9 protein-coding genes are annotated in these 12,862 nt (G+C 45.5%); 7 read left to right on the top strand and 2 right to left on the bottom strand.

Annotated elements, in window-relative coordinates:
- The first annotated feature begins 184 nt into the window (after nucleotides 1-184).
- From NtB2_RS07180 to NtB2_RS07150, 5 genes are all read left to right on the top strand, one after another.
- Nucleotides 185-1,546 (top strand): ATP-binding protein, encoded by a 1,362-nt coding sequence (locus NtB2_RS07180; protein ID WP_109246268.1) that lies wholly within the window; start codon nucleotides 185-187, stop codon nucleotides 1,544-1,546.
- 623 nt (nucleotides 1,547-2,169) lie between these two features.
- The gene (locus tag NtB2_RS07175; protein WP_109246267.1) at nucleotides 2,170-2,400 is read left to right on the top strand and encodes a DNA-binding protein; all 231 of its coding nucleotides are present in this window, start codon (nucleotides 2,170-2,172) and stop codon (nucleotides 2,398-2,400) included.
- A gap of 233 nt (nucleotides 2,401-2,633) precedes the next feature.
- Complete coding sequence (locus NtB2_RS07165; RefSeq protein WP_109246265.1) at nucleotides 2,634-3,833, top strand: replication initiation factor domain-containing protein; 1,200 nt, start codon at nucleotides 2,634-2,636, stop codon at nucleotides 3,831-3,833.
- Nucleotides 3,834-3,905: 72 nt separating this feature from the next.
- The gene (locus NtB2_RS07160; RefSeq protein WP_109246264.1) at nucleotides 3,906-5,129 is read left to right on the top strand and encodes a tyrosine-type recombinase/integrase; all 1,224 of its coding nucleotides are present in this window, start codon (nucleotides 3,906-3,908) and stop codon (nucleotides 5,127-5,129) included.
- A gap of 192 nt (nucleotides 5,130-5,321) precedes the next feature.
- The gene (locus NtB2_RS07150) at nucleotides 5,322-6,617 is read left to right on the top strand and encodes an adenylosuccinate synthase (RefSeq protein ID WP_109246262.1); all 1,296 of its coding nucleotides are present in this window, start codon (nucleotides 5,322-5,324) and stop codon (nucleotides 6,615-6,617) included.
- 19 nt (nucleotides 6,618-6,636) lie between these two features.
- On the opposite strand, the gene recQ is transcribed toward NtB2_RS07150, so the two are convergent.
- On the bottom strand, nucleotides 6,637-8,433 hold the full coding sequence (recQ, locus tag NtB2_RS07145) for a DNA helicase RecQ (RefSeq protein ID WP_109246275.1): 1,797 nt from the start codon (nucleotides 8,431-8,433) through the stop codon (nucleotides 6,637-6,639).
- A gap of 300 nt (nucleotides 8,434-8,733) precedes the next feature.
- Here recQ and NtB2_RS07140 point away from each other — a divergent pair, with 300 nt between their 5' ends.
- Nucleotides 8,734-9,495, top strand: coding sequence for a DUF6287 domain-containing protein (locus tag NtB2_RS07140; protein WP_109246261.1), 762 nt, complete (start codon nucleotides 8,734-8,736; stop codon nucleotides 9,493-9,495).
- A gap of 145 nt (nucleotides 9,496-9,640) precedes the next feature.
- Here NtB2_RS07140 and NtB2_RS07135 read toward each other — a convergent pair whose 3' ends face one another.
- The gene (locus tag NtB2_RS07135) at nucleotides 9,641-11,095 is read right to left on the bottom strand and encodes a UDP-N-acetylmuramoyl-L-alanyl-D-glutamate--L-lysine ligase (protein ID WP_109246260.1); all 1,455 of its coding nucleotides are present in this window, start codon (nucleotides 11,093-11,095) and stop codon (nucleotides 9,641-9,643) included.
- A 37-nt stretch (nucleotides 11,096-11,132) separates the two neighbouring features.
- Here NtB2_RS07135 and NtB2_RS07130 point away from each other — a divergent pair, with 37 nt between their 5' ends.
- Complete coding sequence (locus tag NtB2_RS07130; protein ID WP_109246259.1) at nucleotides 11,133-12,815, top strand: putative polysaccharide biosynthesis protein; 1,683 nt, start codon at nucleotides 11,133-11,135, stop codon at nucleotides 12,813-12,815.
- Nucleotides 12,816-12,862: the final 47 nt, after the last annotated feature.

The following is a 12,862-nucleotide window of genomic DNA, read 5'->3' as shown; positions in this document are numbered from 1 at the left end:
CGGAACACTTTGCCCTGAGTCATAGAGTTCTACTAGCGTTTCTTTGAAACCTTGTTCATATCGTTTAACCATAAATTGAGTGTACCAAATTACCTAAACGGCTGTCCATTTTTCTAGGATAACATCATTTATCGGAGAAATCTATCAATCCAAAGTAAATTCTTCTGATTCTGTTCACGAATCTATGAATACAGGCAAAAAAGAAGATGTTTATCCTGAAATTGCAGTAGATATCATTGGCTTGCTTGAAGGGGAATACTTCAAACTTTCTGGATTCAAAACAGTTGGAATTACAGACAAGGTTTATATAGCAAATGAAAAACTGATTTCTAAATACTTGAAATCATTAGAAGTACATTATTATAAAAATCAAAAACCTTTGGAAAAATTAGCTCATATTGCTGGCTTTGAATCAGAATATTTATCCTTACAGCCGAATACACTGTTTGATAGACACTTAATGGCAATCGGAACAACAAACTCTGGAAAATCAACCTCAGCCTTGTCCATTTTGGATAAATTGGTTACATCAGGGAGAAAAGTTCTGCTCATTGATCCGACAGGAGAATATAGAAATTCTTTTAGTGATGATGAAATGGAAAAACTTACTTTAGGAGCTGATACGATTCTTCCCATTGCACAAGTTTCCATACAGCAATGGGAACAGATTTTTCAGACAAACGATAATACGCAGGGGGCAACTTTATCTAAAGCAATTCATTCACTAAGATATCAAAAGAAAACTGCTACAAAGGGAATTCTAACGAAGAAAAATTGCAAAATTATTGAGATTGATGAAAAACTGTCCTCAGTGCAAGGTGACGATAAAGAATTTATACTTTCTGATTTACCAGCACAGATTGCAGCGGAGTCTGTAAAAATAGGTGAGGCTAGGAATAATTCGGATATTTATGTAGAAGCTACTTTTAATCTCAATAACAATAACTGGCTTGTTGATAAAGTGCAACACGTATTGAATAATTCGAGTTTTATGGAATTTTTTGGTAGTGACTTATCAAAGAAAAATTTAATCGATGAAATAGATACGTTTGTAAAATCAAAATCTTCTAGTCTTTATATTGATGCTTCAGCTATAAGCACAAGTGATGGAATTGGTGCAATGATTATTGACGTAATAGCTAACTGTGTGATTAACAAAAATAAAAGCGAAGTTAATCCATTTGTTTTGTTTACGGATGAGGTTCATCGCTATACCTCAAAAACGAATGATTTGTATCAAACAGGTTTAATTTCTGTTGCTAGAGAAGGAAGAAAAAAGGGAATATTTTTGTTTCTAACAACTCAAAATCCCAAAGACGTGCCAGAAGTTTTGTTGGGACAAATCGGTAGTCTGATTATTCATCGTTTAACATATTCTGAAGAAATCAAAGCTATTCAAAATTGTGTTAAAGAGAACACAATTTCACAGATATCAAAGTTAAATCGAGGCGAAGCCATTTTGACCAGTATCAATTTGTTGCAAGACATATCGGTAAAATTTGAAAAGAGTAGCCGATTGCACGAAAATTCTACACCGACCTTATAAAACACTTGGAAATTTTCTATAAAATTACTCTACTTTTTCCAAATTTTCGCTATTAAGTATAAGGGTGCTTTTAAGTAGGCGGGGCAAGTTTTCTTACATTTTCGGTTAATATTATGAGGGGAACTTTTTTCAAGAGCTTGAAGCATTTGCATCAGGATATTTCTAAATGTTACAACAATCCTAAAATTAAATTAAAAAATAGCAAACTCAGACTTTAGTCTGAGTTTTTAATCGCTTTCATTTTGCTTATATATGAGAGGAGGATTTTTTTAAGGGTTGAGTCATTTTAAATTCCGCACTTTTCAAAGCATCAGAAAGGATTCGGGTGCTTTTTGATAGCTTCAAAGGTATTATATTGCTAATGTGAACTATTTGTTGTGAAAAGTAAACCAAAAGCTACTGTCCTTTTGCCTAGTTTTTCGCTATTAAGTATAGGGATGTTTTTAAGGGGGCAAAAAGGATTAAATTCATCGCTTATATATGAGGGGGTTCGAATGCCAAGATTTTTTCGGTTAATAAATAGAGGAATAATTTTTACGGAGGGGTGCGGATTTCCCTAAAATTTCGCTAAGTAGAGGGAGTTTTATCCTATGCTTTTTCTTTTACGTTCAAGGAGGAACAACATGAACAATCAATTATCAAACAAACTTTACGCCACCAAAGCTGAAATCAGTCAGCTCTTTGGGGTAAACATCAAAACGCTAGGCACAGATATGACAAAGATGCGACGCAGTCCAGACTTCTGTGAAGCCATTTTGCAGGTCAGCCATAAACGGGTCTATGTATCAATTAAAGGCTATGAAGCCTATTTGAAAGCCAAAGGCTTGGAATACCAAACCAAACAAATGGAATGAGGGCAGTGACGCTGAGCTGTGCGGGAGGCTTGAAGGCGGGCGCAACGCTAGCCCGCACAAGGCTCGCTCCTGCCAGCGACACGAGAAGCTTGCTTCTTGCCCAGGTCCCCCAGACGGTTAATCAAGGGGGACTCAAGGGATACAACCGATCAAGGCTTGATACGACTGAGCCAAAAACAAGAATGCTTGTTTCATGGGAACGACAGGTATTTTAAAGGAAATGGAGAACAAAAATGGACTTAAAAACCATCCGACAAAGCAAAGGCTTCACACAGAAAAATATGGCACAGGTGCTTCAAATCAGTGAAGTTTACTACAAAATGCTTGAAAAGGGAAAGCGCCCACTCACTGCGGAGCTGGAAGAAAAAATCAAATCGGCTTTTCACTTCAAGCGAACAGAAGCTTTCAAACTGGAGGCAAAATTTGACTGGATTGCGTTGCACTTTCGATGCACCAATGCCAAACAAGTGGTTAAAAAAATTTTACATTTGCCCCTCCAGCAATTCTCAGAGGCAGACTATGTCCGAAAACATTATGATAAACGTTATTATTATGGACACATTGAAGTTTCTGAAAGTAAGGAAGAACGTCAAGGGGTTCTGATTGAGTTGACAGGACAAGCCTGTCGGGAAATGGAGGCAATTTTAGCCGAACAAGCTCGTGAGTGGTACGATTTATTTAATGATTGTATCGTTTATGAAAATCAATTGAAAAAGCAAGGTTCAAAGCCTGAAAGTTCTCAGGCTTTTTTCAATGTCACACGTTTAGATATTGCTTTGGATGAATATGTTTCGGAAGCTGGCAATTATGACTTGAATGATTTGGCAAAAAAGATTGACGAAGGTTTAGCTCAGAGTCGAAAACGAAAATTCTCCATCACACGTAGTGGACAGTTTTCAGACGTGAAAGAAACAGGGATTACGATTTATGTTGGCTCCGCTAGCAATTCTGTTTTTCTTCGTTTTTACAGAAAAGATGCCGAGCAAGCGAAGAAATTACAGATGTCCATATCAGCTGTACGAGAGCAGTACGGCTTCTATAATCGTTATGAGGTGGTCTTACGTCATGAGAAGTCAGACGGCTTTATACGGGATTACGTGGCGAATTACTGGGATATCGCACAGCGTGCGGTGGGAATCATCAATGATAATGTGATGGTCTTTTCAGATTGGGACGGACATTTGGATGAAGAGTGGTATGATGTGATGAACAGCTATGAGGCTTATCACTTTACGACTGCACCCAAAGCACTTAATCTCTCACAAACGTGGATATGGGCAGAAAAGTCTGTTTTCCCAACTATGAAACTATTGTTGCAAGATAATCCCAAGAAATATCATAAACTCATGCACGAAGCAGAAATTCCTAAACGTTATGAAATGTACCTCTATGACAAGATGAAACGTGACGGCAAAATCCCACAGCGTTGGTGAGCGGACAAAAAAGTGAATCTATGTTAAAATGGGGACGTTCTAGACGTCCTTTTCGTGAATGGAAAGGCAAATATGGCAACAAAAAATGGACTTCGGGTCTATCCCGAAAAAGCGACAGGCAAGTTTAAGTATCGGATTGTGATGGATTATTATCACGACTACGAGGCACGGTGGAAACAAGTGACCTGTGGCTCAAATTCCACCACCAAATCAGCCCTCGCGGAGGCAAAAAATAAACTGACGCTCAAGGTTGAGAAACTCTTGGGCGATTATAACAAGAAAAAAGTGAATCTGACGGTATCTGAGGCACTCATTAATTGGTGGGCTTTTCGCAAAGGTTCTGTGGCGGAGGGGACTTACCAAGATGATGTGATTTATCTCAAAAAGGTTGAAACCCTTTTTGGGCGCTGGCAAGTTTCCAAAGTGGAGAAAGACCACTTGAAAGATTTTCTTCTCAAATTAGAAGTGGCACCGAACTCGCGGAAGAATTTCAGAAGCAAACTCAATCTCTTCTTTGACTTTTGTGAGGATGAGGGCTATATTTCTGAAAATCCCATGTACAGAGTGCGACTGCCCAAGCACAAAGAAACTTTGGAAGAAAAACAAAAACGAGAAGATAAATACTTCACGGTAGAGGAAATGGCAAGGCTTCTTGAGACGATGACGACCCAAGCTTCTCAAAGTAAACGGCAGGTAGACCGTCACAATAATGAGCGCAAACGGCTCTTTGTGGAGTTTCAATTTTCTCTGGGGGATCGCATTTCTGAATCCTTAGGGTTGCGTTATCAAGATATCGATTTTGAACAAGGAATCTTGAAATTGAGGGCACAACTTGATGTGTTCAATTCTTCTGCGGTAGCGCCGAAACGTCGGGCGCTCAAGACGAAGCATTCAGAACGAGACATTTTACTTAAGAATCGGGAACTGGAAATTCTGCGGTGGTTTAAAGGCCATCAACCAACACATTCTGAGTTTATCTTTGTGCAAGAGAACGGCTGTTTAATTCAACGGGAAACGATGAACCGTTACTTGAAACGCTTTTGTGAGGTGTTTCCTTATAAACTGCCCTCTTCCTTTACGACTCATGCGCTGAGACATGGAAATGTGATGCTCAAAAAAGAGTTGGGGATTGATGAGCAAGTGATTGTTCGTGATGGTGGTTGGGCAGATACCCAGATGATTAGTCGGGTTTACGGGCGCCACATCACACCAAAAATTCTTGACCGCTCCACGTCACTCTTGCAAGATTTCTCGGTGGAAAATTCACGAAATATTCACAAAAAAAGAGAGGAGTGACGAGGGACAAGGAGGAGAATAGCTCAAAGGCAAAAACCAAAAAGCTTGAAAACAAGGTGCTTCAAGGACTTACGAGGGTTACCTACAAAAATGACACGCTTTTTGATATAATGAAGGACGGTGGGATGGGAGCGATCGGCCAGCTGCTTTTTAGAAGTAGAGCCTACGAATATTGAAGAAAAGAGAAATACAATGCCATCAGTAGTCGTTGTCGGAACCCAATGGGGAGACGAAGGAAAAGGGAAAATCACAGACTTTTTAAGCTCAAATGCTGAAGTCATCGCCCGCTATCAAGGGGGGAACAATGCCGGTCACACCATCGTGATCGACGGCTTCAAGTACAAGCTTCACTTGATTCCTTCAGGGATTTTCTTCCCAGAAAAAATCTCAGTCATCGGAAATGGCGTGGTGGTCAATCCCAAGGCATTAGTCGAAGAATTGGCTTATCTCCATGAAAATGGGGTAACCACTGAGAACCTCCGGGTATCCGACCGTGCCCATGTCATCCTCCCTTACCACATCAAGCTCGACGCCCTCCAAGAAGAGGCAAAAGGTGATAATAAAATCGGTACGACCATCAAAGGCATCGGTCCAGCCTACATGGATAAGGCTGCCCGTGTTGGCATCCGTATCGCAGACCTGCTTGACAAGGAAATCTTTGCTGAGCGTCTGAAAATTAACTTAGAGCAAAAAAACCGTGAATTTGTCAAGATGTACGAGTCCGAAGCCCTCAACTTCGACGACATCTTCGAGGAATACTACGAATACGGTCAACAAATCAAGAAATACGTGACAGATACTTCTGTTATCTTAAACGACGCCCTAGACGAAGGCAAGCGGGTCCTCTTTGAAGGGGCCCAAGGAGTCATGCTGGATATCGACCAGGGGACTTATCCTTTCGTCACCAGCTCAAACCCTGTTGCTGGTGGGGTGACCATCGGTTCAGGTGTCGGCCCAAGCAAGATTGATAAGGTTGTCGGCGTCTGTAAGGCTTACACTTCACGTGTCGGCGATGGGCCTTTCCCTACCGAGCTCTTTGATGAAATCGGTCATCAAATCCGTGAAGTCGGCCATGAATATGGGACGACAACAGGTCGCCCCCGCCGTGTCGGCTGGTTTGACTCTGTCGTTATGCGCCATGCTAAACGTGTCTCTGGCCTGACCAACCTCAGCCTGAACTCGATTGACGTCCTCTCAGGCCTTGAAACCGTCAAAATCTGTGTGGCTTATGAACGCAGCAATGGCGAACGCATCACGCATTATCCAGCCAGCCTCAAAGAACTTGCTGACTGCAAGCCTATCTATGAAGAGTTGCCAGGTTGGTCAGAAGACATCACCGCTTGCCGGAGCCTCGACGAGCTGCCAGAAAACGCCCGTAACTATGTCCGTCGGGTCGCTGAGCTGGTCGGTGTCCATATCTCAACCTTCTCAGTTGGTCCAGATCGTGATCAGACGAATATCTTAGAATCCGTATGGAGCAAGCTTTAAGCATAAGAAAAGGAACTGATTAGTCAGCTCCTTTTTCTTTATAATCATGGATGGCGGAAAGAAAGTCCTCGCCATATTTTTCCAGCTTGACCTGGCCGACACCGGAAACCTCCAAGAAGGCGGTCTCGTCTTCAGGTTGCTTGGCCGCCATGTCTCGAAGGGCCGCATCAGAAAAGATAAGGAAGGGCGGGACATGATTTTCCCGGGCCAGCTCCAGGCGGAGTTGCCGCAAGACTTCAAAGAGGTCGGCGTCGACCGCTAGGCTCTCGCTCGCAGTAGTAGTTTTAGCAGGGGCCTGTGCGATGAGCTCACGCCGGTAGATTTCCTGCTCTCCCTTGAGGACCTTTTTTCCATTGATGGAAACGCTCAAGACAGGGAACTGCCCGCTTGAGATATTGAGATAGCCTTCTGAGGTTAAAAAGTCGATGAGTTCGCTCACGGCTTTTTGCTTTTGACCTTTCATAAGGCCAAAGGTAGAAAGCTCTTCAAAATGCCAGCTCTCCAGCTTCTTGTTTTTAGAACCGGTCAGGACCTGGCTGACAGCGGTCTTGCCAAAACGCTCCCCCATCCGAATCACGCAAGAGAGTACCTTTTGAGCCTCGACGGTGATATCTGTCGCGACCCGCTCATCTGTACAGTTACTGCATTTGCCACAGTCTTCGCCCTCGTCGCCAAAATAGCGGAGGATATAACGCTGCAGGCAGGTCTCTGTATTGGCATAGGCCTGCATCTGCTGGAGCATCTTGTAGTCATGGGCCTTGTGGCCCTCATCAGACTCGGATTGCTCAATGAAGAAGTGGCGGAGCCGCATGTCGTTGAGGCTAAAAAGTAGGATAGCATCTGAGTCTAAGCCGTCTCGCCCAGCACGACCGGCTTCCTGATAATAGTTTTCAATCGTTCCCGGTGAATTATAGTGGATTACAAAGCGGACATTGGACTTGTTGATTCCCATGCCAAAGGCATTTGTCGCCACGATAATCTGGACATCGTCAAAGAGGAAGGCCTCTTGATTATCCCGCCGGCGGGCTTCTGAGAGGCCAGCGTGATAGGCGGCGACGCTAAAACCGGACTTGTCAAGATAGGACGTCAGCTCATCGACCTCTTTGCGGGTCGACGCGTAGATGATGCCGGCATCCCCCTGGTGCTCTTTGAGATAAGACTTGACAAAGGCCCGCTTGTCGACATTTTTCTTGACCTCAAAGCGGAGATTTTCCCTGAGAAAGCCAGTCTTGACCGTGTTTTCCAGGCGAATGTCAAGAAGCTGGCGGATGTCAGACTCGACCTGGGGCGTCGCCGTCGCCGTTAGTGCGAGCAAGGTCGGCTGGCTGGGCAGCTGCTTGATCAAGGGAGCAAAGTCCATGTAGCTAGGCCGGAAATCATGCCCCCACTGGGAGATACAGTGGGCCTCGTCGACCGCCACCAGGTCAATCGGCAGACTGCTCAGGAAGTCGAAGAAGTAGCCCGACTGGAAGCGTTCCGGAGCTACAAAAAGGAGCTTGAGCTCGCCTCGGCGGACCAGACTCATCCGGCTCCTGGTCTCTTCTTCATCCAGACTGCTATTCAAAAAGGTCGCCGGTATCCCAGCCTGGCCGAGGCTATCGACCTGGTCCTTCATCAAGGAAATCAGAGGAGAGATGACCAGGGTCAGGCCGGGGAGGAGCTGGGCAGGAAGCTGATAGCAGATGGACTTCCCGGCCCCCGTCGGCAGGATGCCCAGACTGTCCTTGCCCTCTAAAACCTGTTCGATGATTTCCTTTTGCCCCTGGCGGAAGCTCTCGTAGCCAAAGTAGTCTTTTAGTGCGCTTTCTGTGTTGATCATTACTCTTGATTATACGGGAAAAAATGGGAAATGTCACGATGAAAAAATGGATTTTCAAATTTGAGGAGGCCTTTATTTATATGTCGGAATCAAATCAAGGCCGGAAGACTCGTGTGGATAGATTGTTCATCTGATGCCAAAGGCGAAAGCTTCAGCCAGTCCTTGCAAATGGGAGCTTTGAAGAGTAAAATAAAGGTAGGAAATAAAGTATTTTTTAAGGAAAAAAGTTTGGGAGGTTTCAAATGAAAATTAAGTTTAAGATTGCTTCTCTTGTTACACTTGGTCTGGTAGCAGGACTTGCATTGTCAGTCAAGGCCACTGCCGACACTTTCATTAGACTGGCACCAAGATACGGTCGTCTTTAACGCACCATCTTCTGGGGATTCGGTTTATCGTCTCTATAATTCTAAGAGTGGCGAACACCTCTTTACAACAGACAGTAATGAAAAGTCTGTCTTGACTGCTAAGGGTTGGACCTATGAGGGTGTGGCCTTCCACTCTGGAGGAAAGGCTCCGGTCTACCGCCTCTTCAATCCAAAGGCTGGTATCGGTGCCCATCTGGATACAGCCAGCCAGAATGAGCTGAGCCAGTTGATTAAGACGGGCTGGAAGTATGAGGGAATAGCTTGGTATGCAGAAAGCCAAGGGGCTGTTAAGATTCCAATCAGGGCCATGAACCTGTCAGAGATTTCTAAAGGTAACTATAATAGCATCTATGGTCTTTGGAAGAATCAAGCTGGAGGCACGATTGGTATCACTCGTGATAATATTGTCTATTCACTTCCAGCGGCAAATGTTAATGGCGTAAAAGTGCCGAAGTATACACAGCAACATGTGCTCATTGGCGCATTGAAAATCACGGATAATAAGGCGACTGCCAACAGTAATGTAGGTGAGGCCTCTCCACCTTACTGGACTTTTGTGCCAAGTGGTGTCAAATTTGATAATAGTTTTGCGGACGGTAGTGATTTGAGCAGGGATCGGATTTTCTTCTATGACTTCCAAGTCCGGCCTTCAGTTGGTCTCTTAAGAGCACAAGCTTACTACCGGGTCTATTAAAAATTCAAAAATACCAGTCAATTTTGGCGAGCTTGCTGAAAACAAAGTAGATAGGAAATTTAACAATGAAAAAGGAATCAAAGCCATCTAAAAGCTTTGATTCCTTTTTCATTTAGCCATCTTTGAGTTCATTTTAGCAAAATCATCAAAGATATTTCTCAGCCGCAGCGACATCGCCCAAATAAGGCTCCCGGACACCATTCACAAGCTGGAATTTGTCCTCGCCCTTACCGGCGATGATGACAGCATCGTCAGCTCCGGAGACCAGGGCGATGGCATCTCGGATAGCCAGTTCACGATTGCCCTCATAGGCGACCGGCCGGCTGATTTGACTGGCAATTTCATCTGCGATGGCCTTGGGGTCCTCGTAGTTGCTGTCGTCCTGGGTCAGGACAACTTCGAGCCTAGGGTGGCTCTCGATGACCTGGGCAAAGTCCTTTCGCCGGCTTTCTCCCTTGTTTCCAGTCGAGCCGAGAATCAGGACGAGTCGGCCACTATGATGGCTTTCGACGACTTCGACCAGGTTTTCCAGGCTAACGCCGTTGTGGGCGTAGTCAATGTAGAGCTTGGCCCCAGACGAGGCAGTCAGCGTCTCCATCCGGCCTGGCACCAGGGCCTTGGCGAGGCCTGAGTGGATTTGCTCGTCGTTTGCCCCAAGGGCTTTGGTGGCAAGGGCCGTTGCCAGGGCATTTTCCTGGTTAAAACGACCGAGCAGGCGGATGCTAAAGTCGCCTGAAACTAAGCCAGAGAGCTTAAAGTCAAGGGCACTAGAATTGATGATTTGATTGTCAGATTTTTCCCCATAAAAGGCATGAGGAATCTGCCTTGCCTCGATTTCCTGCTTGACGACCTCAAAGCCCTGCATCTCGCTGTTGGCCACAAAATAGTGGGAATGCTTAATCAGCTGGCGTTTGCAGTAGAAGTAGTCCTCAAAGGTCGGATGCTCGATGGGACCGATGTGGTCGGGCGAGATATTTAAGAAGACACCGACATCAAAGCTGAGGCCATAGACCCGCTTGGTCTTATAGGCCTGACTGCTGACCTCCATGACCAGGTGGGTCATGCCCTTTTTGAGGGCAGTCGCCATCATCTCCAGCAGGTCGAGGCTCTCGGGCGTGGTCAGCTCAGACTTGACATAGGTCTTGCCGTCAAGCGTCGTCTGGGCGGTTGAGAGAAGGGCAGTCTTTCCGCCATTCATTTCATCTAAAATGGATTTTGCAAAGTAAGCAGAGGTCGTCTTCCCTTTGGTCCCCGTCAGGGCGAGGATTTTCAGCTTGTCCTGAGGCCGGCCGTAAAATTCCTGGGCAATCAGGCTCATGGCCTGCTTGACGTCATTGACTAAAATAGCGGGAATGTCAACGGCATAGTCGACCTCAGAGAGGTAAAAGGGGACGCTGAGGCCGGTCAAAAACTCCTTCTTGAAGTTCAAGCCCTTGGCAAAGAAGAGGGTCTTATCATCGGTCTTTCGACTGTCATAAGAAAGTTGCTCAAAGTGGATGGCTTCAGGCCAGCTGTAAAAGAGCTGATCGTCGGCTCCTACAATTTCTCTAAAATTGTCGTCCTGAATTAAAATCTCAAGGACACGTTCAATACTAATCATAGCTCTATTATAGCTTTTTTTTTGCTATAATGTAATCATGGAAAAAACGACCACTGAGCCAGAGCTCACGCAAAAAGAGCAGCTCAAAGAAAATACCCGTGCCCAGCAGGATACGATGATGCGGGGAACCATGTGGTTCACGCTGGCTGATATCCTCTCGAGGCTCCTGGGAGCGATTTACATCATCCCTTGGTACGCCTGGATGGGGACGCATGATGCCCAGGCCAATGCCCTCTTTTCGATGGGTTACAATATCTACGCCCTCTTTCTTTTGATTTCTACGGCGGGGATTCCGGTTGCTATTTCTCGTGAGGTTGCCCATTTTAATGCCATGGACGATGAAAATCAGAGCTTCCGCCTGATTCGTCATACCTTTCTCTTCATGCTAGGCTTGGGCCTGGCCTTTGCGATTGTCATGTATCTGGCCTCGCCATGGATTGCCGATGTTTCCGGTGGTGGCGACGAGCTGATTCCCGTCATGCGGTCCCTCTCGCTGTCCATCCTGATTTTCCCTGCCATGTCAGTCATTCGAGGCTTCTTCCAGGGCCTCAATGACATGAAACCCATTGCCCTCAGTCAGATTTATGAGCAGGTCGTCCGGGTTATCTGGATGTTGACCTTCACCTTCATGATTATGAAAATTGGGCTTTCAGGTGGCAACTGGATTGAGGCCGTGACCCAGTCGACGACAGCAGCCTTTATTGGGATGTTAGGCTCCTGCATTGTCCTGGGCTGGTTCTTGGTTAAAAACAAGCTTCTTGGCAAACTCATAAATCCTGGGCCAACCAAGAGCAAAATCCGTGCCGGTCGCATGCTGACCCAAACCCTCTGGCAGGCCATTCCCTTCGTGGTCATCGGCTCTGCCATCCAGATTTTCAAGATCATCGACCAGGTGACCTTCAGCAATGTCATGCACATGGTGACCAATTATTCTAATCAAGAGCTCCAGGTCTTCTTTGCCTACTTCTCTGCAAATACAGACAAGTTAACCATGATTTTGATTGGAGAGGCAATGACGCTGGGGGCTGTGGCCCTGCCCTTGATTACCAGCAACTTCGTCAAGAAGAACTACAAGGAAACCTCACACCTGATTTCCTATGATTTCCAGCTCTTTGTGGCCTTTATGTTGCCGGCAATTATGGGGATGGTCCTCTTGGCAAGACCGATTTATACGCTATTTTACAATGTGCCTAATCACTTGCAGTTGGCCCTCTTTATCTTTGCAGTGATTCAGAGTTTGCTTTTGGCCCTCTATACGATGGTCGCCCCAATCTTACAGGCCCTCCATTATTCGCGGGTGGCCCTCAAGTACTTTATTTATACCCTCCTTGTGAAGTTGGTCCTCCAAGTCCCAATGATTTTAATCTTCAAGACCTACGGCCCACTCACAGCCACCACCATCGCCTTCATCTTCGGTTGTTGGATCATCGTCCGCAAGATCCATCAGGTCACAGGCTTCCGGGTAAAAGGAACCATGCGAGGTATCACAGGAATCGCTATTTTGACAGCCATCATGATGATCATTACGCTGGTCCTTGAAGGCATCTTGAGCCTCATCCTCATGCCACTTGGGCCAGGCCGTCTCAAGGCCATTCTTGAAGTCTTTATTGCAGGTGGTGTCGGCTTCTTCGCCTACATCTGGATGGCAGCCAAGCTTGGTCTGCTTGAAAAACTGCTGGGGACTCGTGGTACCAGTCTTCGCAGACGTTTACGGATTTAAGAAATTGAGCATAATAAAAAAAGCTGACCTTGCAATCAGCTTTTTTT

It is taken from the genome of Lactococcus termiticola (assembly GCF_003116835.1).
GTDB lineage: Bacteria > Bacillota > Bacilli > Lactobacillales > Streptococcaceae > Lactococcus > Lactococcus termiticola.
This window is presented reverse-complemented; position numbering and strand designations above follow the sequence as displayed.

What these genes read in the sequence shown, in the direction of transcription:
- NtB2_RS07130 (WP_109246259.1), top strand. Translation starts at nt 11,133, where the DNA reads ATGGAAAAAACGACCACTGAGCCAGAGCTCACGCAAAAAGAGCAGCTC.
- NtB2_RS07180 (WP_109246268.1), top strand. Translation starts at nt 185, where the DNA reads ATGAATACAGGCAAAAAAGAAGATGTTTATCCTGAAATTGCAGTAGAT.
- NtB2_RS07160 (WP_109246264.1), top strand. Translation starts at nt 3,906, where the DNA reads ATGGCAACAAAAAATGGACTTCGGGTCTATCCCGAAAAAGCGACAGGC.
- NtB2_RS07165 (WP_109246265.1), top strand. Translation starts at nt 2,634, where the DNA reads ATGGACTTAAAAACCATCCGACAAAGCAAAGGCTTCACACAGAAAAAT.
- NtB2_RS07175 (WP_109246267.1), top strand. Translation starts at nt 2,170, where the DNA reads ATGAACAATCAATTATCAAACAAACTTTACGCCACCAAAGCTGAAATC.
- NtB2_RS07135 (WP_109246260.1), bottom strand. Translation starts at nt 11,095, where the DNA reads ATGATTAGTATTGAACGTGTCCTTGAGATTTTAATTCAGGACGACAAT.
- NtB2_RS07150 (WP_109246262.1), top strand. Translation starts at nt 5,322, where the DNA reads ATGCCATCAGTAGTCGTTGTCGGAACCCAATGGGGAGACGAAGGAAAA.